The sequence below is a fragment of the Pseudoalteromonas translucida KMM 520 genome, assembly GCF_001465295.1.
Taxonomy (GTDB): domain Bacteria; phylum Pseudomonadota; class Gammaproteobacteria; order Enterobacterales; family Alteromonadaceae; genus Pseudoalteromonas; species Pseudoalteromonas translucida.
This window is the reverse complement of record NZ_CP011034.1, coordinates 2,335,903-2,357,576: the sequence shown is the minus strand read 5'-3', so window position 1 is coordinate 2,357,576 and position 21,674 is coordinate 2,335,903. Positions and strand designations below refer to the sequence as shown.

The following is a 21,674-nucleotide window of genomic DNA, read 5'->3' as shown; positions in this document are numbered from 1 at the left end:
AGCATCCGGGATGCTTGTGCTTTGAATGCCCATACGTTTTGATTGAAGGCTAATACCCAATAACAATCAAAATAAGAGAGTATTCAATGAGCAAGCATCATATAAACACCCAATGTATTCACGGCCCACAAAAAGCAAACGACCCTCACGGCGCACTCACTTCTCCTTTGTATCAAACCTCAACTTTTCATTTTGAAAATGCCGCGCAGGGTGCAGCACGTTTTGCAGGCGATGAGCTGGGCTATATTTATACCCGCCTAGGCAACCCAACTACTAGCGAGCTTGAGCAAAAAGTAGCGCAATTAGAGGGCTGTGAAGCGGCTGCAGCAACGGCAACCGGTATGGGGGCGGTATCGGCCTCAGTACTTAGCTTTTTATCGCAAGGGGATCATTTAATTGCATCGAGTGCTTTATATGGGTGTACCTTTGCGTTTTTCTCGCACATGTTGCCGCGCTGGGGAATAGAAGTCACCTTTGTTGATATGACCAACGAGGATGAACTGCGTGCTGCGATTAAACCTAATTCAAAAATGATATTTGTAGAAACGCCTATTAACCCCACTATGGCGGTTATCGATTTAGCATTAATTGGTGCCGTTGCTAAACAACACAACTTAATTAGCGTGGTCGACAACACCTTTTTAACGCCATTACTCCAATCACCTAAGCAGTACGGTATCGATATTATAGTACACAGTGCTACCAAATATTTAAACGGCCACGGCGATGTGGTAGCCGGCATTGTATGTGGATCTATGGAGCATATAACGCTAATAAAAATGACGGTGCTTAAAGATATTGGCGCCACTATAAGCCCGCACGATGCTTGGCTTATTAATAGAGGTTTAAAAACCCTCGCCATAAGAATTGAGCGCCACTGCGTAAGCGCGCAAATAATTGCCGAATACTTAGAAGCGCACCCACAAGTAAGCAAAGTTTACTATCCTGGGCTTAAGTCGCACCCTGGATATAAATTTATTGGTAAACAAATGAAAGCGGCAGGCGGTGTAATTGCTTTTGAGCTAAAAGGTAGCTTGCAACAGGGGGCGCAATTTATTGATAGTATGAGGCTTTGTACAATAGCCGTAAGTTTAGGCGACGCTGAAACACTTATTCAGCATCCAGCCTCTATGACCCATTCACCTTACACACCAGAGGAAAGACTCGCTGCAGGTATTAGCGATGGATTAATTAGGCTTTCGGTTGGACTTGAAGATGTTAACGATATTGTTGATGATCTTCATCAGGCATTCACTCAAATTTTTTAGAGTGTATTTAATTGTGTACGGTTAAGTCCGCTTTTAAAGCTTGTACCTGCTAGGTTGTTTTGAATTATTTACTAGCATGTAATTTTAAGTGTACAAGATGACTGATCGTGGCTAATACAGATGTAGCCCAAGCTATTAAACTTTTGTTCACTTTTGCATAGTATGGCTGCAATCGGTATCCAAGTTACTTGGGTATCACCCTGACACCGGTTTCGGGTTAACCCCAAAGAAGGTACTAATGGCTAAAGCAAGTAAATACACCTCCAAAACACCAGATGAAAATGGCGTTATACATTGGAGCGATGAAGAAAATAAAATTTGGTCTGAGCTCGTAGCACGCCAACTTGCGTGCATTGAAGGCAAAGCCTGTGACGAATATATGGAAGGTTTAAAAAAAATAAACTTGCCACACGATCGTATTCCGCAACTTAGTGAACTAAACGAAGTGCTGCTAGCCACTACCGGCTGGCAAGTAGCGCCAGTGCCGGCACTTATCGACTTTGATGAGTTTTTTCGGTTACTGGCCAACAAGCAATTTCCGGTAGCGACTTTTATTCGTAGCCGTGATGAGTTTGATTACCTACAAGAACCAGATGTGTTTCATGAAATATTTGGTCACTGCGCTATGCTCACTAACCCTGATTTTGCAGAGTTTACGCATAAGTACGGAAAACTTGGCTACGCGGCAGAGAAAAAAGATCGTGTATATCTAGCGCGTATGTACTGGTTTACCGTTGAATTTGGTTTAATGCAAACCGATAATGGTTTGCGCATATACGGCGGTGGTATTTTATCAAGCCCAGGAGAAACCCAGTATGTATACTCAAACACGCCAGAAATAACGCCAATGAGTGTATTAGATGTGCTGCGTACCCCGTACCGAATTGATATTATGCAACCACAGTACTACACCATAAATTCGATTCATGATCTGTTTGATATATCGCAAATGGATATAATGGCTTTGGTTGAACAAGCAAAAGAACTTGGCTTACACGACCCAAAATTTTCACCAAAAGAAAAATTAGCTAGTTAACTTTAATATAAAAAGTAACGCTAAAGATAAGGATTTAAAATGTCTTCATTAAGTGCACAAAAATGCGAAGCCTGTCATGCCGATGCGCCAAAAGTATCAGACGAAGAGCTAGCGCAATTAATTACCAAAATCCCTGATTGGGTACCTGAAGTACGCGATGGCATTATGCAGCTTGAGCGTGTTTACAAATTTAAAAACTTTAAACAAGCTATCGCGTTTACTAACAAAGTAGGCGACATGGCTGAAGACGAAGGCCATCACCCAGGTTTATTAACCGAGTGGGGCAAAGTAACGGTTACATGGTGGAGCCATTCAATTAAAGGCCTACACAAAAACGATTTTATTTGCGCAGCTAAAACAGATGACGTATTTAACGCGCTGTAATACCAAACTAATTGAGCAACCCAACAAAGGCACTTATTTTTAAGTGCCTTTTTGCTTTTTAGGGAGGGCGAGCTATCGATGAGCTGTAACTCGGCGTTAATTTTATCGGCGTAGGTTGAGTGAAGCGAAACCCTATGGTTTAGCTATTTATAGTATTTAGCTTACAACTTAATTTTTGGCTATTTCTTTAAAAGCTAGACTAAAATGCGCTCTCATTATTAAATATGAGATAAATACAAATTTATAAGGATATACATGAACGAAAAAACAGAGAATCAACTACTTAAATTTATCGAAAATAATTCAAAAGTAGCTATAGCACTAACTCTTTTAATAGTGTTTGGTGCAACATTTTTGGCTTTCTACACATATAACAGCACTTTTTCTTGGTTTAAACCTCCTGCCAATAGAGGTGAATGGGGAGCTATGGGGGATTTTTTCGGTGGGGTTTTAAATCCATTACTTACTTTTTTTACAATGGTTTTATTAATATATTCATTAGCTTTACAGCAAAGAGAGTTAGCTAATTCAGCCAAAAGTGCTTCTGAAACTGCAAAAAATAATTTAGAGCAAGAAAAAATAGCGAAAGAGTCATTTGAGCTGCAAGTAGATGAGTCTAAGCAACAGCGAGTATTGACTGAAAAATTAATAGCAGCTAATGAAAAGCAAGCTTCTGCAACAGAAGAACAAATTCGACTTATGCAGCAAAGCGCCCATGAAGAACATATTTTCAAAAGAATAGAACAATCTGAGAAGGTTATTGAAAGGTGCTTGGATTCCAAAATATACGGCGACAAATGCTTAATTGGGTTTTCTAAAGCAGAGTTATTTCATAACTTATCAGAAGGGAGTTTAGATGAAAAAATAAAATATTTATCATCAAGGATAGAAACTCAGCTCATAATCAAAGTTAATTTGATAACTAATCTAATTACTAATTCAAGTGAAAAAATAAAAAACCACCATATTGGTTACTCATATTTAAATTCAATGTTTGATGAGATAACAGATTTTCACCACGATAAAGGTTACTTTATTGGTGAAAGTACAAAAGTGAAAGAGTTATTAAGTACCCTTGAATTCTTAAAAACATACCAAGATAAGTTTAATTTCCAACAGGGTGTAATTCCAGAACTTAAAGAGCTAATTAAGTTGATTAATTCAAATAATACAGCAGAAGAGATGAATAATTTAACTACTAAATATACATCAGTAATGGATTTAAATTTTTAAACAAAAAAGCTCTAGACTAATGGTCTAGAGCTTTTAAATATACAATTAAAGTTCAGCTAAAACACTTAACTTTAAAGTGTAGTTGGGTTTCGTTGCACTCAGCCCAACCTACTAGCTATTCTTCATCAATTGAGCGAAGCAGGGCGTTGATGCCTACTTTTTCGCGAGTTTGCTTATCTACTTTTTTCACTATAATTGCAGCATAAAGGCTGTGGCTACCGTCCTTTGAAGGTAGTGCGCCAGGGACTACTACTGCGCCTGCTGGTACGCGGCCGTAGTGAATTTCGCCGGTTTCACGGTCATAAATACGGGTACTTTGGCTGATGTAAACGCCCATTGAAATTACCGCGCCTTCTTCAACAATTACGCCTTCAACAATTTCAGAGCGAGCGCCGATAAAACAGTTGTCTTCGATGATGGTTGGGTTAGCTTGTAATGGCTCTAAAACACCGCCTATGCCTACGCCACCTGATAAGTGTACGTTCTTACCAATTTGTGCACACGAGCCTACAGTGGCCCATGTATCAACCATGGTGCCGTCGTCAACGTATGCGCCAATGTTTACATACGATGGCATAAGTACTACGTTTTTACCTACAAAGCTGCCTTTACGCGCAACAGCATTAGGCACTACGCGCATGCCGCCTTGTTTAAATTGCTCCGGCGTGTAGTCGCTAAATTTAAGTGGTACTTTGTCGTAAAACTGATTTACGCCATCGTCCATTGCTTGGTTTTCGCGAATACGGAACGACAGTAAAACCGCTTTTTTAAGCCATTGGTGTACTACCCATTCACCCGATATTTTTTCAGCAACGCGTGCTGCGCCACTGTCTAGCAGGTCAAGCGCGTCAATAATGGCTTGCTTTACTTCAACAGATACTGTGCTTGGGCTAATGCTATCGCGGTTATCCCAGGCGTTTTCGATCATCGTTTTTAAATCTGACATAGTGTCCTCTTATTCGGTTTCTGCGTTGAGTTTTTTACGCAATGCTTGATGAATTTTGGCTTGTTCTTCGTCTGTAAGTGCTTGGTACTCGTTATTAGAGACCACGAAGAAATCTTCTGCGCGCTGCCCCACTGTGGTGATACGCGCAGCGTGTATGTGTAATAAGTGTGCTTGAAAAACTTCGGCTATTTTAGTCAATAAGCCGGGTATATCAATTGCTTGGATTTCAATTAGGCTGCGATCTTTACGCGGATGCGGGCGCAGCACAATTTTAGGTTTTATATTAAAGTCTTTAAAGCGTTGCGAGCGATTCTTTTTAAAGCGAATTTTTTTACGCGGGTCAAACAAGGCTTGCTCTAGGGCGCGTTTAATTGATTGTGCTCTGCCACTGGCAATTGGCTCGCCATTTACTTCTAAAATAACAAAGTTAAAGAGCACATAGCCATCTTTGGTGGTAAGCACTTGCGCGTGTTGTATTTGCGCCTTTTTAGAGCCAATTACACTCACTAAGCGAGCAAATAAAGGCCCAGAGTAAGGACTGTATACGAATACTTGGGTGCCACCGTGCATCGCTTTATTTGATACGATAACACTCGGTTGACTTAAATCTTGGCTATTAACTAAATGCTGGCTGTGCCATGAAATTTGTTGTTCGCTAAAGGCGGTAAAGTAATTGGCTTTAAAGCGGCTCCAAATTAAATCAATTTGGTCTTCCATGTAGCCTAAGTTGAGGAGTCGCTGTTTAGCTTGATGCTTTTTGTCGCGAATTTGGTCGCGTTGATCCATTGGGTTTTCAAGCCCTAAACGCAGTGCGTGTTGCGTATGTAAATATAGCTCACGCAGCAGGGTGTTTTTCCAATCGTTCCATAAGTTATCGTTGGTGGCACGTATATCGGCAACCGTTAAACAATATAAATAATCAAGTTGGCGCTCTGTTTTTACTCGCGTGGCAAAGTCTTTAATAACTCCAGGGTCGTTTATGTCTTTACGTTGTGCGGTAACCGACATAAGTAAATGATTACTAACTAGCCATGCGATTAGTTTGCCATCGGCGACAGAAAAGGCATGTAACTTTGCAAAGGCCAGTGCGTCAACAGCGCCTAGCTCTGAGTGGTCGCCACCACGGCCTTTGGCTATGTCATGAAATATACCCGCTAAATAAAGCAGCTCAGGTTTATCCATACGAGTGACTATTTCGCTACAAATAGGGAATTCGCTAACACCGGTTTTATCAAAGTACTGATAAATATTATTTATTAATCTGTGGGTGTGCTCATCTACTGTGTAGGCATGAAATAAGTCAAATTGCATTTGCCCAAATATGTTTCGCCACTGTGGTAAATAAGCGGCAAGCATGCCGTGTTTATGCATTAAGGTAAACGCACGGCCCATACCATTAGGGTGCTTTATAAGACGTAAAAAAGCTTCGCGACAGGCGGCGTAATCTTGTAAGTCGCCTAGTAAACGGCGGCGCACTTGGCGAATAGTGCGAATAGTACTGGGGTAAATATGCGTTATTTCTGGGTTGTCGGCAATGTGCTCAAATAACATGAAAAGCTGATCGCGTCTAAAAAATACCGATGGGCTTTTTACTTTAATTTGATTACCAATACGCTCAAAATTGCGATCAAGCTCTTGAATAATGGGTTGATGGTGTTTTGGCGAAATACTTTGCTCAAAGTACGCCAGCAGCATCAGGTTTAGCTCACGTACGCGGCTCATTATTCTGAACAAGCGTTTCATCATGCGCTCAACCGACGATTTACCATCGCTACCAAAGCCCAAAATTTCGGCGGCTTGCGGTTGGTGATCAAACAGTAAGCGGTTTTCTGAGCGCCCTGCAGCCAAATGCAGCGCAAAACGAATATTCCATAAGTTTTCTAGGCATTCAGAAAGCTCTTGAAACTCTTCGTGGGTAAGGTAGCCATGGCTAATAAGCTCTTGTAGGGTTTCTGCTCTAAAGTGCTTTTTAGCAACCCAAATAATGGTTTGCAGATCGCGCAGGCCACCGGGATTTTCTTTTATGTTAGGTTCGAGATTATACGCTGTGCCGTGGCATTTTCGGTGGCGTAAATGTTGCTCTTGTACTTTGGCTAAAAAAAACTCATTTGAGCGCCACACTGGCGTGTCAATTATGTGGTTTTTTAGCTTTTCAAATTCTATATGATTACCAAAAATAAGCCGGCTTTCTAATAAGCTGGTGGCAAAGGTAACGTCTTCACGCTTTTGCTCTATGGCTTGCGCTATAGTGCGAACACTGTGGCCAATCTCTAAATTGAGATCCCAAAGCATGGTAACAAACTGACCTATTTTTTCGCTAATTTCAGCGTTTGGTTGCTGTGTTACTAGCAGTAAAAAGTCGATGTCGGAGTAGGGGTGCAACTCACCTCGGCCATAACCACCTACGGCTATAAGTGCTAGGTCGGGTTCGTGCGCCAAATCATAAACATGAAACAGTTTGATCAGCAAACGATCTATGAATTCAGCCCTGGCATTAATTAAATTACCAACCGGTTGTTTAGAAAACTCATTAAAAAGCCATTTATAAAAATAGCTAGAACAATCGCGATAATCACTCAGTTGCTCTGCGTCGCTAAGCAACTTTTTTACTTTGTTGGGTAATGCCACCGGGGCTGATTCCTTATTTATACGAGTTCATTTTGATAAATAAATAGCTATCAAGTTGAACGGGTATTTTAATGCTCAATGATCCTGTCGATTGTATCATCTGATCGTAGCGTTAAAATTTCAACACCATTTTCAGTTACTAACAAAGTATGTTCCCACTGGGCTGACAAACTACGGTCACGTGTAACCACAGTCCAATCATCTTTAAGGAGTTTACATTGGCGTTTGCCCGCATTGACCATAGGCTCAATAGTTAAACACATACCGGCTTTTAATACTTCACCAGTACCTGCTTTGCCATAGTGCATTACTTGTGGCTCTTCGTGAAACCCTGCGCCAATACCATGGCCACAGTATTCACGAACAATTGAGTAGTTGAAGCTTTCGGCATATTTTTGAATCGCTTCGCCAATATCGCCTAAACGCACACCTGGTTTTACCATTTTAATGGCAAGGTATAAGCTTTCTTGCGTCACTTCTGCAAGGCGTTTACCTTGAATGTTAGGAGTACCAACATGGAACATTTTAGACGTGTCGCCGTGGTAGCCATCTTTAATTATGGTAACGTCAATATTAATACTGTCGCCATCTTTTAATGGCTTTTCGTTTGGAATACCATGGCAAATAACATGGTTTACTGAGGTACAAACTGATTTTGGAAAACCATGATAATTTAATGGAGCAGGGATTGCTTGTTGCACATTAACAATATAATCATGACAAATTGTATTTAGCTCATCGGTGGTCACGCCCGGCACTACATATGGGCCGATCATTTCAAGTACATCTGCCGCTAAGCGCCCAGCTACGCGCATTTTCTCTATTTCTTCAGGGGTCTTAATAATAGCGCTCATTGAAGCTCCAAAGTTGAGTTTTGAACATTTATCGTCGCACAATTTTTGCACGCGATGTTGAGTATTTAATTTTAATATGGTATAAAGCGCGCCGTCTTTTTACAAATAAATTCTTTAATGATTTTTTGTATTTAAGGCAAACACAATTTTATTTTAACACACACACGTATCGTCACATACACTTGGGTGCATTAGAAGTTTAAATACTTCGGTGTTGGTGCTATGGGATATGTGGAGGCCTAACCCTAAACAACTATAGAGGATCTATAAAATGGCAAACGTTTCAATGCGCGATATGCTTCAAGCTGGTGTTCACTTTGGTCACCAAGCACGTTACTGGAACCCTAAGATGAAGCCTTTCATCTTCGGCACACGTAACCGTGTACATATCATCAACCTTGAGCAAACTGTACCAATGTTCAACACTGCACTTAAGTTTTTATCTGGTGCTGCTGCAAACAAAGGTAAAGTTCTTTTCGTTGGTACTAAGCGTGCAGCAAGCGAAGCAGTGAAAGAATCTGCAATCGCAAGCGACCAGTACTATGTAAACCACCGTTGGTTAGGTGGCATGTTGACTAACTGGAAAACAGTTCGTCAATCAATCAAGCGTCTTAAAGACCTTGAAATACAAAGCCAAGACGGTACTTTCGAGAAGTTAACTAAGAAAGAAACGTTAATGCTTAACCGCGAAATGGAAAAGCTTGAAAAGAGCCTTGGCGGAATCAAGAACATGGGCGGTCTTCCAGACGCGCTTTTCGTTATTGATGCTGACCACGAGCACATTGCTATCCGTGAAGCTAACAACCTAGGTATTCCGGTTGTTGCAATTGTTGATACTAACTCGAACCCAGATGGCGTTGATTTCATCGTACCTGGTAACGATGATGCTATCCGTGCGGTAAGTCTTTACACTAACGCTGTTGCAACTGCGATCACTGAAGGCCGTGAGAACACACTTGTTGCTCAAGCTGAAAAAGACGATTTCGTAGAAGCTGAGTAATTAGCTGTCTTCAAGTCTTCATCTTTTAAAGGTGAAGACTTGCTATTCTTGTAGAGCGGGTAACCCGCTTATCTAAACCTGATTCAGATTTGAGGAATTACTAATGGCTGTAACTACTGCCCTAGTTAAAGAATTACGCGAGCGTACTGGCGCTGGCATGATGGATTGTAAAAAAGCGTTAACTGAAACTGATGGCGACATCGAGTTAGCGATTGAAAACATGCGTAAAAGTGGCGCGGCTAAAGCAGCTAAAAAAGCAGGCAATATCGCTGCTGAAGGCGCTATCATTATCAAGAAAAATGGTAATGTTGCAGTGCTAGTTGAAGTTAACTGTCAAACAGACTTCGTAGCTAAAGACGTAAGCTTTTTAGCGTTTGCTGATAAAGTAGCAGAAGCTGCAATTGCAGACACTGTGACTATCGAAGACTTACAAGCTAAGTTTGAAGAAGCACGCGTTGAGCTAGTAACTAAAATTGGCGAAAACATTAACGTACGTCGTCTACAGTACATCACAGGTGAAAACCTAGTTGAGTACCGTCATGGCGATCGTATTGGTGTTGTTGTTGCTGGTGTTGCTGATGAAGAAACACTTAAGCACGTTGCAATGCACGTTGCTGCATCAAGCCCTGAGTACTTAACTCCTTCAGACGTTCCTGCTGATGTTGTAGCTAAAGAACAACAAGTACAAATCGAAATCGCGATGAATGAAGGCAAATCTGCTGAAATCGCTGAGAAGATGGTTGTTGGCCGCATGAAAAAATTCACTGGTGAGGTTTCTCTTACTGGTCAAGCTTTCATCATGGAACCTAAGAAAACTGTTGGCGAAATTCTTAAAGAGAAAAACGCAACAGTTACTAGCTTCGTACGTGTAGAAGTTGGTGAAGGTATCGAAAGAAAAGAAGAAGATTTTGCTGCTGAAGTTGCTGCACAAATCGCTGCTGCTAAAGCTAAATAAGATTAACTATTTGTGTAGGGAGTAAAAAAGACATGCAATTAATGTGTTATTTGCTTTTGCTTCACAGCTAGAAATTCTTTAAAATAACCGCGCTTTTATGTTTAACATAAGCGCGGTTATTTTTTATCCATTTTTTATAAAAGTTGGCCCCAATACTATGACTATCAATCGTAAACCTATTTTTAGACGCGTTCTTCTCAAATTAAGCGGTGAAGCTTTAATGGGAGATGAAGGCTTTGGCATCGACCCTAAAGTGTTAGACCGTATGGCTCAAGAAATTAAAGAGCTCGTAGAGCTCGACGTAGAAGTGGGTTTAGTTATTGGCGGTGGAAATTTTTTACGCGGTGGCTCGTTAGCAGAAGCAGGCATGAATCGTGTTGTTGGCGATCACATGGGTATGCTTGCAACCGTAATGAACGGCTTGGCAATGCGTGATGCGCTGCACCGTGCATTTGTAAACTGTCGTTTAATGTCGGCTATTCCACTTCATGGTATGTGTGATGCGTACAATTGGGCTGAAGCAATTAGTTTATTAAAAACGGGCCGCGTAGTTATTTTTGCAGCCGGTACGGGTAACCCATTTTTTACTACCGACTCAGCAGCCTGTTTACGTGGTATCGAAATTGAAGCCGATACGGTAATTAAAGCGACTAAAGTAGATGGCGTTTACAGCGATGACCCAGTTAAAAATCCAGATGCGACACTTTATCGTCATTTAAGTTACAATGAGATAATTGAAAAAGAATTGAAAGTAATGGATTTAGCGGCATTTACATTAGCACGCGATCATAATATGCCATTGAGCGTATTTAATATGAATAAATCAGGCGCATTAAAACGTGTTATTATGGGTGAAGAAGAGGGAACCCTTATTTCTTCACAAGCCTCAGATGAAGTAATTAAATAGATTAGGATTAAACTGTGATTAACGATATTCAAAAAGATGCGCAAGAGCGCATGCAAAAGAGTGTAGCAGCACTGGGCAGCCAGTTATCTAAGATTCGTACTGGTCGTGCTCATCCTGCATTGCTAGATGGTATTATGGTGTCGTATTATGGCTCGCCAACACCGTTAAACCAAGTTGCTAACGTAACAATTGAAGATTCACGTACACTGGCTATTGGTGTATTTGACAAGTCACTTGCGCAAGCGGTAGAAAAAGCAATAATGGCATCTGACTTAGGTTTAAATCCTATGTCGGCAGGTTCAGTTATTCGTGTACCATTGCCAGCATTGACTGAAGAACGTCGTAAAAATTTAATTAAAATTGTTCGCGGTGAAGTTGAAGGCGGTCGTGTTGCAGTACGTAACATTCGTCGTGACGCCAATGGCGATTTTAAAAACTTATTGAAAGATAAAGATATTTCTGAAGATGAAGCGCGTCAAGCTGAAGAAGCAATTCAAAAGATGACCGATAAATTCATTAAAGAAATGGATACTCAATTAGCAGCAAAAGAAGCTGAGTTGATGGAAATCTAAGAAACTAATACGCTGCACTTGGGCTAAGAGTTTTAGCCTATTGCAAGTAAATTCAACGCAGTTAGCGTTAAAAGTAGCTACTTGAAATAGATTTATTATCCCGAGTACAGGTTAAATATATTAGTTTTGAAACGCCGGCTGGGGTATACTAGGCGGCGTTTTTTTATGGAATACTCAATATTTATGGTTCTAGATGCTGACACAATTTCACAGCAATGTTTACCTAAACATGTAGCTATCATCATGGATGGTAACGGGCGTTGGGCGCAAGCCAGAAATAGACCGCGTGTGTTTGGGCATAAAAAAGGTGTGGACGCAGTTCGTCAATCTGTACAGTTTTGTACTAAATTAGGGATACAATCGTTAACCTTATTTGCTTTTAGTAGTGAGAACTGGCGTCGACCTGAAGACGAAGTAAAAACGTTAATGGAGCTTTTTTTATTTGTTCTTAGTAAAGAAGTTAAAAAGCTGCATAAAAACAATGTAAAACTGACCATTATTGGAGACTTATCGCGGTTTTCTGAAAGCTTACGCAGTAAAGTAGATACTGCTCAAAAGCTTACAGCAAATAATACCGGGCTGCATTTAAATGTTGCTGCAAATTACGGTGGACGTTGGGATATGGCTAATGCTGCTAAACAACTTGCAGAGCAAGTTGCACAGGGGCAATTAGACCCAGCCGATATTACAGAAGAGCGTATAGCACAGTACATGAGTATGGCAGATCAGGCCGAGCCTGATTTACTAATTCGTACTGGTGGCGATGTCAGAATTAGTAACTTTTTACTCTGGCAAGCAGCTTACGCTGAACTTTACTTTACCGACACACTGTGGCCTGATTTTAATGAAGCAGCATTTGCTGAGGCCATAGCGTGTTACGTTGCCAGAGAGCGACGATTTGGTTGTACGGGCGAACAAATAAAACAATTACTCGCTCAAACCTAAATAGAATAAGGGTCATAATTTTGTTAAAACAACGCATTCTAACCTCACTCGTGCTAGCACCATTAGCGCTTGCTTTGGTTTTTTACACCCCACTGACATTATTTAGTTATTTTGCGGGTGCAATTGTATTAATGGGCGCATGGGAATGGTCTGCTTTTATGGGGCTGTGCAATAAACTTAAGCGCAGCGCTTTTGTGCTTTTAGTTGCCGCTTTGCTAGCGTTACTAAACTTGCACTGGCCAATCGAATCACTTTGGCAAGATGGCAAATTAGTAGGTGATGCAAATTACTTATTTACGCTGTCGTTTGCATGGTGGATTGTTGCTAGTTATTTAGTATGGCGCTACCCAGAAATGGCTAAAGCATGGAACGAAGGCATAGTAATGCGCGGTATTGCCGGATTACTAACACTAGTGCCTTTATGGTTAGCCCTAAATACGCTGCGCAGTGCGCAATATACAGAATCTAGTCATTTTGGTTCTATGCTTATTTTAGTGGTTTTAGGAATTGTATGGAGCGCCGATATTGGTGCCTATTTTACCGGTAAAAGTTTTGGTAAGCGTAAGCTCATGCCAAAAGTAAGCCCAAATAAAACTATTGAAGGTTTAGCCGGCGGCGTTGTCGCTGCAGTTATATTTGTGCTTACATTTTGTCATTTTACCGACGTAGATTTAATCGTATGGCCAATTTACGCCATTATGACTGTGTTTATTGCCTTGTTTTCAGCGGTGGGTGATTTGCTAGAAAGTATGTTTAAACGCGAAGCAGGACTTAAAGACAGCGGTAATTGCCTGCCAGGGCATGGCGGAATTTTAGATCGTATTGATAGCCTAACCGCAGCCGCACCTATGTTTGTAATGTGTTATGCGTGGACTTTGAGTTTATGAGTAAAAAGCAGCAACTGGTAATTTTAGGGGCTACAGGCTCTATTGGCCTTAATACCTTAGATGTTGTGGCAATGAATAGTCAGCAGTTTAGTGTTTTTGCATTAGCTGCTGGGCAAAATGCTAAAAAAATGGCTGAGCTATGCATTGCGCATCAGCCGCGTTATGGCGTTATGGCAACACAAAGCGCTGCTGAGCAATTGTCGTTATATTTAAGTAAGACACCATGCAAAACGCAGGTTATGTATGGTGAGCAGGCTATGAGCGAGTTGTGTGCGCATCCAGAAGTTGATGCTGTCATGTCGGCAATTGTCGGCGCTGCCGGATTATTACCGACACTAAGCGCAGTAGAGGCTGGAAAAAAAGTACTGCTCGCCAATAAAGAATCATTAGTTATGTCGGGTCAGTTGTTTATCGATAAAGTAAAACAACACAAAGCAACATTGCTCCCAATAGACAGTGAACATAACGCTATTTTTCAATGCTTACCGCATTCACTACAAAATGCGCAAGGCGATCAACACCTGCAATCTCATGGCGTAAGTAAAATATTACTTACCGGCTCAGGCGGCCCATTTTTAACCCGTGATATAAATACCCTTAAAGATGTAACCATAGCAGAAGCCGTGGCGCACCCTAATTGGTCTATGGGACAAAAAATATCGGTTGATTCGGCCACTATGATGAACAAAGGGCTTGAGTTTATTGAAGCTAAATGGCTGTTTAACTGCGATCCGAGTGATATTGATGTGGTTATTCATCCACAGAGTATTATTCATTCTATGGTGCAGTATCACGACGGCTCAATTTTAGCGCAAATGGGTAATCCTGATATGCGTACCCCCATTGCCCATGCATTAGCTTACCCTGAGCGCATAAATGCAGGGGTTAAACCGTTGAATTTTTCTGATATTAGTGACTTTTCGTTCACTAAACCTGACTTTTCTCGTTACCCTAACTTACAACTTGCGATTGATGCGTGTAGCTCAGGGCAAGGCGCAACAACGACAGTGAATGCCGCAAACGAGATAGCGGTAAGTGCATTTTTAAATGGTGAAATTGGTTTTACCGATATATACACAATAAATGCACAGACTCTCGAAGCGGCCACGTACACCAATGTGCAAAGCTTGGATGAAATTTTAGAGTGCGATAGGTTAGCGCGTTTAAGCGCATCGCATTTTATAGCAAAAGTGACGCATTAATATGTTCGATTTTTTTTGGAATCTCGGCTCATTTGTTTTAGCGCTGGGCATTTTAGTTACAGTACATGAATACGGCCACTTTTGGGTGGCGCGTAAAGCCGGCGTTAAAGTGCTGCGCTTTTCTATCGGCTTTGGTAAACCATTGCTAAAATGGCGCGACAAATACGATACCGAGTACGTTATAGCTGCGATACCTTTGGGTGGTTATGTAAAAATGCTCGATGAGCGGGTTGATGAAGTACCTGCAAATCAGCACCATTTATCGTTTAATGCTAAGTCGGTACAAGCGCGTATAGCGATTGTTGCTGCCGGGCCCGTTGCTAACTTTATATTTGCTATATTTGCACTTGCCGTTATGTATATGGTGGGTGTGCAATCGGTAAAGCCTGTAGTTGGTAGTGTGGTTGAAGGCAGTCGTGCAGCGCAAGCGGGATTAATGCCGAGCCAACAAATTATTAAAATTGGTGATGATGAAATTACCACCTGGCAAGACGCAACTTTTGCGCTTATGTCGAGTTTAGGTGATAAAAGCGTTGCAGTAACTGTACGCAACGAAAACTATCAGCAGCAAACAAAAATGCTCAATTTAGACGGCTGGAAACTTGATCAGCAAGACGTGCCACCATTGAGCTCTCTAGGTATAGTACCATTTAGACCACAAGCCACACTTAGTATTGCTGCGGTTACTAAAAGCTCTGCAGCAGAGCTGGCAGGGTTAAAAATAAATGATACTATTGTGGCTGTAAATGGCGAAAAAATAAGCAGTTGGCAGCAATTAGTTAATCTTATTACCCAATCGGCTAACAAATCATTACAATTTAGTGTAAAAAGACAAGACACTATAAAAATAATATCGGTAACACCTCAAGGTAGAGTTGACGCTCAGGGCATAGAGCAAGGCTTTTTAGGGGTTGCACCCATAGTAGAAAAATGGCCGCAAGGTTATATAGAAACTAGACATTATGGCCCGCTCGATAGTATTGTGCGAGGGAGTAAAGAAACGTGGCGATTAATTACCCTTAGCTTTGATATGATAGGTAATTTAATTACAGGCCAGATTTCGGTTAAAAATTTAAGTGGTCCAGTAGGCATTGCCGTAGGCGCGGGGACTAGCGTAAGCTACGGTTTCGTTGCGTTTTTAAGCTTTTTAGCACTGATCAGTGTTAACTTGGGGGTATTTAATTTATTACCCTTGCCAGTGCTTGATGGCGGACACTTAATGTATTACATAATTGAACTTTTTCGTAAAAAGCCAGTCTCTGAAAAGACACAAGAGTTTGGTTTTAAAGTGGGTGCGTTACTACTCATTTTTTTAACATGTTTCGCTTTGTTCAATGATGTATCGCGTTTGTCGTTTTAACGTGACAATGACTAATTAGAACCACGATTGTACAGCTCGTAAATTTACTTTTCGATGCTAAGCGGTAATACAGTTGTAAAGGATAAATATAATAAAATGGCTATAAAAAAACATTTGGTAGTTTCAAGTTTATTGGGTGCAAGCTTTGCAGCCCTAGGCCAAAACTCCTTTATTGTTGAAGATCTCAAAGTTGAAGGTTTACAGCGTGTAGCACTGGGTGCTGCATTAACGCATATTCCTATTAACGTGGGCGATAATGTTGATGAGTACACGATTTCAAAAACAATCAAGTCTCTCTATCGCTCAGGTCACTTTGACAATATAAAAGCGCTACGCGACGGTAATAACGTTGTTTTTAAAGTAACTGAACGCCCAACAATTAGCTTTATTGAGTTTGATGGAAATAAAGATATTAAAGATGAGCAGCTTAATCAGTCACTTGATCAGCAAAATATTCGCCAAGGCGAACCACTAGATAAAACCGTTATTGATAATATAGAAAAAGGCTTAACTGAATTTTTCCATAGTATTGGTAAATACAACGCTAAAGTAGATATTAGTATCACTAAACTGCCGCGTAACCGGGTTAAACTTAAATTAAAATTTGATGAAGGTGATGCTGCATCAATTCGTCAAATTAACTTGGTAGGTAATGAACTTTTTTCTAATGAAGAGCTATTACAACTGGCTGAGTCGCAACAAGACTTACCTTGGTGGCAGTTTATGGGCAGCGACCGCTACCAAAAACAAACCATTGAAGGCGATTTAGAAAAAATTCGTAGCTTTTATTTAGACCGTGGTTACCTACGTTTTAATATAGACTCTACCCAAGTGTCGGTTAGCCCAGAGCGTGAGTCTGTATACGTTACCGCTAACTTAACTGAAGGGGTTAAATATAAAGTTAAAGGTTTTGACTTTATTGGTGACTTACTTGGCCGCGAAGACTTAATTAAAAGTGTTATTCCACTACGAGCGGGAGAGTTATATAACGGCTCAGTGGTTACCTCTTCAGAAGAATTTATAAAAAGCTACTTAGCGCGTTTTGGTTATGCCAATGCCGAAGTACGTACAATTCCGCAAATTGATGACGAAAATCAAGAAGTACAACTAACCTTATCGGTTAACCCTGGTAAGCGTGTTTATGTGCGTCGTATTATTGTTGGTGGTAACCAAAGTACTGCTGATGAAGTGCTGCGTCGCGAAATGACACAGCTTGAAGGCGCATGGTTGTCTAACCAAAGCTTAGAGCGTTCAAAGTTACAAATTCAGCGTTTACCTTATATGGAAAAAGTTGATTTTAACGTTGTGCCAGTCCCAGGTGTTGATGACCAAGTAGATGTTGATTTTACGGTTAAAGAGCAGTCGGCTGGTAGCTTTAATGCCGGCTTAGCGTACGGCTCATACCTAGGTTTACAGTTTAATATTGGTGTAACAGAATCTAACTTTTTAGGTACTGGTAATCAAATAGGCTTTAATATTAATACCTCGCGTGGTTCTGAGCGTGTGAGCGTGTCTTATACCGACCCATACTTCACGCCAGATGGCGTATCGCAAGGTAGCAGTATTTTTTACAGTAACTACGATGCAAGTAAGTTTAGTTTGATCGACTATAAGTCGAAAAGCTATGGATTGGGGACTAATATAGGCTTCCCAATTGATGCGGTTAATCGTATTAACTTTGGTGTTCGTTGGATTCAAGAAGAGCTTTCAGATATTGCAGAGTACGAGCAAACGCGTGTACTGCGTGAAACCTTCTTAGATCAAGACAACCCAGATGCTGGTTTTGACTTTACTAAATATGAGTTAAGTGCAGGCTGGTCTCGCGTTACGGTAAACCGTGGTTTATTCCCAACAGCGGGCTCACGTCAAACGCTAAACTTAACAGCAACAACGCCGAACTCTGACTTAAAATACTTTAAGTTAAACTACGACTCGCGTTTTTACTGGCCAATATCGAACGATCATCGCTGGGTGTTCTCAACCCGTGCGGCGTTAGGTTACGGTAATGGTTATGGCTCAACTAACGGCTACGACCAAGTACTGCCATTCCAAGAATACTTCCGTATTACTGAAATGGAACTACGTGGTTTTGACCGAAATACAATTTTACCACGCGCAATTGCACGTATACCGCAATCAATTCCGGGTACACCTTTACCAGATGGCTCAACCACAGGTAATATAGGCGGCTCATCTGAATTTGATGTGCTAGTACCGCAAGGTCGAATTGGTGGTAATGCTAAAGCGGTAGCAGGTATGGAATTAATTGTACCAACACCGTTTTTAGATGAAGAAAATACCAGTTCAGTACGTACCAGCTTCTTTGTTGATGCTGCTAACGTATGGGATACTGAGTTTAACGTAGACCGTTACCAAAACTTAGCAGCCGATGAGCGAGCTAAATTAGATGATTACTCTGATCCAATGCGTTTTAGGGTTTCAACCGGTTTATCATTACAGTGGATCTCTCCAATGGGTCCAATGCTGATTAGTTTTGCGTATCCATTGCAAAAAGAAGAAGATGACGATACGAAGACCATCAGTTTTAATATTAGTAACAGCTTTTAAAGGAGTTTTTTGTGAATAAATTATTTAAATCAACGGCAGTAGCTGTTTTAGCAACACTTATGATGGGCACCTCGGTAAGTGCATTTGCACATAAAGTAGGTATTGTAGACATGCAAGAAATCTACAAGCAAATACCACAAATGGCTAAAATTGAGCAATCTCTACAAACAGAGTTTGCAGAGCGCCGTCAAGAGTTAGAAAAGCTACAAGGCGATATTCGCTTTGAAGCTGAAAAATTCAAGCGTGAAAGTACCACTATGAGCCAAGCGCAAAAAGATAAACTGCGTGACAAAATTCAGGGTATGCAAAAAAACCTTGCTGAAGTAGGTCGTCCACTTGAACAAGAAATTAAAGCACGCCAAAACCAAGAACTTGCAAAAGTGCAGGGTTTAATTATTAAAACAATTGAAGACATTGCTAAAGATGGCGACTTTGATGAAGTTAAGGTTAAAGATACAACTATTTACTTTAACCCTAAAAAAGTAACTGACCTTTCTAATAAAGTAGTTGCTGCAGTGAGTAAGAAATAATTAAGTTATGCAAAATTATACGCTTTCGCAAATAGCGGAACTTCTAAGCGCCGAGCTGCAAGGTGATGGCGCTTTAGAAATAACAAAAATAGCAACACTTGCACATGCCCGCTCAGGGCATATTGCATTTTTAGCGAATAAGAAATATCGCTCGCAACTTGAAGCTACTCAAGCCAGTGCCGTCATTGTTAGTGAAGCAGATGCTCCTTACTTTAACGGCAATAAACTAATAGTTTCTAATCCGTATGTAAGTTACGCCAAGCTTGCGCAGTTAATGGATACGACGCCACGCTCTGCCGCAACAGGTATTCATCCAAGTGCGGTTGTTCACCCAAATGCGACAGTAAGTAAAAGTGCCGCTATTGGCGCTAATACGGTAATTGAAAGCAATGCGATAATTAACGATAACGTACAAATTGGTCCGAACAGTTTTATTGGTGAAGGTGTTAAAATAGGCTCAGGCACTAAGCTTTGGTCGAATGTAACTATTTATCATGATGTTGAAATTGGCTCAGATTGTTTGTTGCAAGCCAACAGCGTTATAGGTAGTGATGGTTTTGGTTATGCTAATGAACGTGGGCAATGGATTAAAATCCCTCAGCTTGGCTCTGTTATTATTGGTGATAAAGTTGAAATTGGCGCAAGTACTACGATTGATCGTGGCGCACTTGACGATACTATTATCCATAGCAATGTAATTATTGATAACCAATGCCAAATAGCACATAACGTTGAAGTTAACTCAGGCACAGCTATTGCTGGTTGTACTGTACTTGCTGGTAGTGTCACCATAGGTAAAAACTGCCAAATTGGTGGTATGACAGCAATTAATGGTCACATGAGCGTCTGTGATGGTGTTATAATTACGGGTATGAGTATGGTGACAAAATCAATCACCGAGCCAGGTATCTATTCATCTGGTATACCTCATACTACAAACAAAGAATGGCGTAAATCAATCGCTCACTTGCGTAACCTTTCTGAAATGAAAAGCCGTATTAAAGCACTTGAGCAATTAAATAAGCCATAAACGTTGAACACTAATGAGGATGCTATTTTGGCAAACGAATTAAATAGCCTTGATATTCAAGAAATTTTAAGTTTATTACCGCATCGCTACCCGATGTTATTAGTTGATAGAGTAATTGACTTTATACCTGGAAAATCTTTGCATGCTATTAAAAATGTGACTATAAATGAACCCATTTTTACCGGGCATTTCCCAAATCAGCCAATTTTTCCGGGTGTACTAATATTAGAAGCCATGGCTCAAGCAACTGGGTTACTTGGCTTTAAAACGGTTGAAAACCGTAGCGAAAATGAATTGTATTTGTTTGCAGCTGTAGATAATGCACGTTTTAAAAAACCAGTACTTCCTGGTGATACTATGCATTTACATGTTGAGTTTTTAAAAGAACGTCGTAATTTATGGAAGTTTGCAGCAGAAGCAAAAGTCGATGGCAAGCTAGTATGTAGCGCCGAAATTATGTGTGCGAGAAGAGAGTTTTAATTGTGATTCATCCAACGGCAATAATCGAACCAGGCGCGACACTAGGCAGTAATGTTTCAGTGGGACCATATAGTTATATTGGCAATGATGTTGTCATTGGTGATAACTGTATTATTGAATCTCATGTTGTAGTTAAAGGCCCATCAACTATCGGTTCTGGAAATCATATTTTTCAGTTTGCGTCGGTTGGTGAAGCATGCCAAGACAAAAAGTACAACAACGAGCCAACATCGCTCACTATTGGTGACAATAATATTATTCGCGAATGCGTTACTATTCACCGTGGCACAATTCAAGATCAGGGCGTAACCATTATAGGTAGTAATAACCTGTTTATGGCCTATACCCATGTTGCTCACGATGCAGTGATTGGCGATAATGTTATATTTGCTAATAACGCTAGTGTAGCAGGGCATGTACATATTGGTGACTGGGTTATTCTTGCGGGCAACTCAGGTATACATCAGTTTTGTAAGGTAGGCGCACATGCATTTGTGGGCATGTATTCTGCTATCAATAAAGATGTACCACCATTTGTTACTACTATAGGTATACCTGCAGGCCCAGTTGCAATTAATACTGAAGGCATGAAACGCCGTGGTTTCCAAAGCGATGAGATAATGGCTGTACGCCGTGCTTATAAAGTATTTTATCGTAAAAGCCTAGGTGTAGATGAAGCAATTGAGTCACTTAGCGAAGATGCGCAAAAGTATCCTGCAGTACAGTTAATGATAGATTTTGTTAAAAGCTCAGAGCGCGGTATCGTACGATAGTCGCCTTTTAGCTTATATAAAAAACCACCTAAGAGTAATCGATGGTGGTTTTTTATTGCCTATTATTTATAATTATTAGTGAGTAATTCAGGACCAGCTCAGGCAAGTGGTTGTAG

General features: G+C 40.7%; 20 protein-coding genes. 17 read left to right on the top strand and 3 right to left on the bottom strand.

Annotated elements, in window-relative coordinates:
* Positions 1-86: 86 nt before the first annotated feature.
* The 4 genes from megL (at position 87) to PTRA_RS10930 (ending at position 3,921) form a co-directional block, all read left to right on the top strand.
* Positions 87-1,268, top strand: a complete 1,182-nt coding sequence (gene megL, locus PTRA_RS10945) for a methionine gamma-lyase (RefSeq protein ID WP_058373795.1) — start codon at positions 87-89, stop codon at positions 1,266-1,268.
* 238 nt (positions 1,269-1,506) lie between these two features.
* Positions 1,507-2,304: a phenylalanine 4-monooxygenase gene (gene phhA / locus PTRA_RS10940; protein ID WP_058373794.1), complete on the top strand. Its 798-nt coding sequence runs from the start codon at positions 1,507-1,509 to the stop codon at positions 2,302-2,304.
* 39 nt (positions 2,305-2,343) lie between these two features.
* Positions 2,344-2,688, top strand: coding sequence for a 4a-hydroxytetrahydrobiopterin dehydratase (locus PTRA_RS10935; protein ID WP_011328700.1), 345 nt, complete (start codon positions 2,344-2,346; stop codon positions 2,686-2,688).
* Positions 2,689-2,943: 255 nt separating this feature from the next.
* A complete protein-coding gene (locus tag PTRA_RS10930) occupies positions 2,944-3,921 on the top strand; it encodes a hypothetical protein (protein ID WP_058373793.1) in 978 nt (325 codons plus the stop codon).
* 115 nt (positions 3,922-4,036) lie between these two features.
* Here the strand turns inward: PTRA_RS10930 and dapD are convergent, their stop codons facing one another.
* From dapD to map, 3 genes are all read right to left on the bottom strand, one after another.
* Complete coding sequence (gene dapD, locus PTRA_RS10925) at positions 4,037-4,867, bottom strand: 2,3,4,5-tetrahydropyridine-2,6-dicarboxylate N-succinyltransferase (protein ID WP_058373792.1); 831 nt, start codon at positions 4,865-4,867, stop codon at positions 4,037-4,039.
* 9 nt (positions 4,868-4,876) lie between these two features.
* Positions 4,877-7,495: a [protein-PII] uridylyltransferase gene (gene glnD, locus PTRA_RS10920; RefSeq protein ID WP_058373791.1), complete on the bottom strand. Its 2,619-nt coding sequence runs from the start codon at positions 7,493-7,495 to the stop codon at positions 4,877-4,879.
* A gap of 68 nt (positions 7,496-7,563) precedes the next feature.
* On the bottom strand, positions 7,564-8,391 hold the full coding sequence (gene map, locus PTRA_RS10915) for a type I methionyl aminopeptidase (protein ID WP_257720831.1): 828 nt from the start codon (positions 8,389-8,391) through the stop codon (positions 7,564-7,566).
* Between the two features lie 229 nt (positions 8,392-8,620).
* Between map and rpsB the strand changes: the two genes are divergently transcribed.
* The 13 genes from rpsB (at position 8,621) to lpxA (ending at position 21,558) form a co-directional block, all read left to right on the top strand.
* Positions 8,621-9,349 carry a 30S ribosomal protein S2 gene (rpsB, locus tag PTRA_RS10910; RefSeq protein ID WP_011328694.1) on the top strand — a complete coding sequence of 243 codons (729 nt, stop codon included), beginning with the start codon at positions 8,621-8,623 and terminating at the stop codon, positions 9,347-9,349.
* Between the two features lie 103 nt (positions 9,350-9,452).
* Positions 9,453-10,304 (top strand): translation elongation factor Ts, encoded by an 852-nt coding sequence (tsf, locus tag PTRA_RS10905; protein WP_011328693.1) that lies wholly within the window; start codon positions 9,453-9,455, stop codon positions 10,302-10,304.
* A gap of 157 nt (positions 10,305-10,461) precedes the next feature.
* A complete protein-coding gene (pyrH, locus tag PTRA_RS10900) occupies positions 10,462-11,211 on the top strand; it encodes a UMP kinase (protein WP_011328692.1) in 750 nt (249 codons plus the stop codon).
* A 50-nt stretch (positions 11,212-11,261) separates the two neighbouring features.
* Positions 11,262-11,783 (top strand): ribosome recycling factor, encoded by a 522-nt coding sequence (gene frr, locus PTRA_RS10895; protein WP_011328691.1) that lies wholly within the window; start codon positions 11,262-11,264, stop codon positions 11,781-11,783.
* 165 nt (positions 11,784-11,948) lie between these two features.
* The gene (locus PTRA_RS10890; RefSeq protein ID WP_011328690.1) at positions 11,949-12,728 is read left to right on the top strand and encodes an isoprenyl transferase; all 780 of its coding nucleotides are present in this window, start codon (positions 11,949-11,951) and stop codon (positions 12,726-12,728) included.
* A gap of 20 nt (positions 12,729-12,748) precedes the next feature.
* On the top strand, positions 12,749-13,615 hold the full coding sequence (locus PTRA_RS10885; RefSeq protein ID WP_011328689.1) for a phosphatidate cytidylyltransferase: 867 nt from the start codon (positions 12,749-12,751) through the stop codon (positions 13,613-13,615).
* Complete coding sequence (gene ispC / locus PTRA_RS10880; protein WP_058373789.1) at positions 13,612-14,817, top strand: 1-deoxy-D-xylulose-5-phosphate reductoisomerase; 1,206 nt, start codon at positions 13,612-13,614, stop codon at positions 14,815-14,817. Before PTRA_RS10885 ends, ispC begins: the two co-directional genes overlap by 4 nt.
* Before the next feature lies 1 nt (position 14,818).
* On the top strand, positions 14,819-16,177 hold the full coding sequence (gene rseP / locus PTRA_RS10875) for a sigma E protease regulator RseP (RefSeq protein ID WP_058373788.1): 1,359 nt from the start codon (positions 14,819-14,821) through the stop codon (positions 16,175-16,177).
* Positions 16,178-16,273: 96 nt separating this feature from the next.
* A complete protein-coding gene (gene bamA / locus PTRA_RS10870) occupies positions 16,274-18,745 on the top strand; it encodes an outer membrane protein assembly factor BamA (RefSeq protein ID WP_011328686.1) in 2,472 nt (823 codons plus the stop codon).
* Between the two features lie 11 nt (positions 18,746-18,756).
* Positions 18,757-19,275, top strand: a complete 519-nt coding sequence (locus PTRA_RS10865) for an OmpH/Skp family outer membrane protein (RefSeq protein ID WP_041454497.1) — start codon at positions 18,757-18,759, stop codon at positions 19,273-19,275.
* Between the two features lie 7 nt (positions 19,276-19,282).
* Positions 19,283-20,305 carry a UDP-3-O-(3-hydroxymyristoyl)glucosamine N-acyltransferase gene (gene lpxD, locus PTRA_RS10860; RefSeq protein ID WP_058373787.1) on the top strand — a complete coding sequence of 341 codons (1,023 nt, stop codon included), beginning with the start codon at positions 19,283-19,285 and terminating at the stop codon, positions 20,303-20,305.
* A gap of 27 nt (positions 20,306-20,332) precedes the next feature.
* Complete coding sequence (gene fabZ / locus PTRA_RS10855) at positions 20,333-20,785, top strand: 3-hydroxyacyl-ACP dehydratase FabZ (RefSeq protein WP_058374589.1); 453 nt, start codon at positions 20,333-20,335, stop codon at positions 20,783-20,785.
* A gap of 2 nt (positions 20,786-20,787) precedes the next feature.
* Positions 20,788-21,558: an acyl-ACP--UDP-N-acetylglucosamine O-acyltransferase gene (gene lpxA, locus PTRA_RS10850; RefSeq protein WP_011328682.1), complete on the top strand. Its 771-nt coding sequence runs from the start codon at positions 20,788-20,790 to the stop codon at positions 21,556-21,558.
* Positions 21,559-21,674 lie beyond the last annotated feature (116 nt).

What these genes read in the sequence shown, in the direction of transcription:
- megL (WP_058373795.1), top strand. Translation starts at nt 87, where the DNA reads ATGAGCAAGCATCATATAAACACCCAATGTATTCACGGCCCACAAAAA.
- phhA (WP_058373794.1), top strand. Translation starts at nt 1,507, where the DNA reads ATGGCTAAAGCAAGTAAATACACCTCCAAAACACCAGATGAAAATGGC.
- PTRA_RS10935 (WP_011328700.1), top strand. Translation starts at nt 2,344, where the DNA reads ATGTCTTCATTAAGTGCACAAAAATGCGAAGCCTGTCATGCCGATGCG.
- PTRA_RS10930 (WP_058373793.1), top strand. Translation starts at nt 2,944, where the DNA reads ATGAACGAAAAAACAGAGAATCAACTACTTAAATTTATCGAAAATAAT.
- dapD (WP_058373792.1), bottom strand. Translation starts at nt 4,867, where the DNA reads ATGTCAGATTTAAAAACGATGATCGAAAACGCCTGGGATAACCGCGAT.
- rpsB (WP_011328694.1), top strand. Translation starts at nt 8,621, where the DNA reads ATGGCAAACGTTTCAATGCGCGATATGCTTCAAGCTGGTGTTCACTTT.
- tsf (WP_011328693.1), top strand. Translation starts at nt 9,453, where the DNA reads ATGGCTGTAACTACTGCCCTAGTTAAAGAATTACGCGAGCGTACTGGC.
- pyrH (WP_011328692.1), top strand. Translation starts at nt 10,462, where the DNA reads ATGACTATCAATCGTAAACCTATTTTTAGACGCGTTCTTCTCAAATTA.
- frr (WP_011328691.1), top strand. Translation starts at nt 11,262, where the DNA reads ATGCAAAAGAGTGTAGCAGCACTGGGCAGCCAGTTATCTAAGATTCGT.
- PTRA_RS10890 (WP_011328690.1), top strand. Translation starts at nt 11,949, where the DNA reads ATGGAATACTCAATATTTATGGTTCTAGATGCTGACACAATTTCACAG.
- ispC (WP_058373789.1), top strand. Translation starts at nt 13,612, where the DNA reads ATGAGTAAAAAGCAGCAACTGGTAATTTTAGGGGCTACAGGCTCTATT.
- rseP (WP_058373788.1), top strand. Translation starts at nt 14,819, where the DNA reads ATGTTCGATTTTTTTTGGAATCTCGGCTCATTTGTTTTAGCGCTGGGC.
- bamA (WP_011328686.1), top strand. Translation starts at nt 16,274, where the DNA reads ATGGCTATAAAAAAACATTTGGTAGTTTCAAGTTTATTGGGTGCAAGC.
- lpxD (WP_058373787.1), top strand. Translation starts at nt 19,283, where the DNA reads ATGCAAAATTATACGCTTTCGCAAATAGCGGAACTTCTAAGCGCCGAG.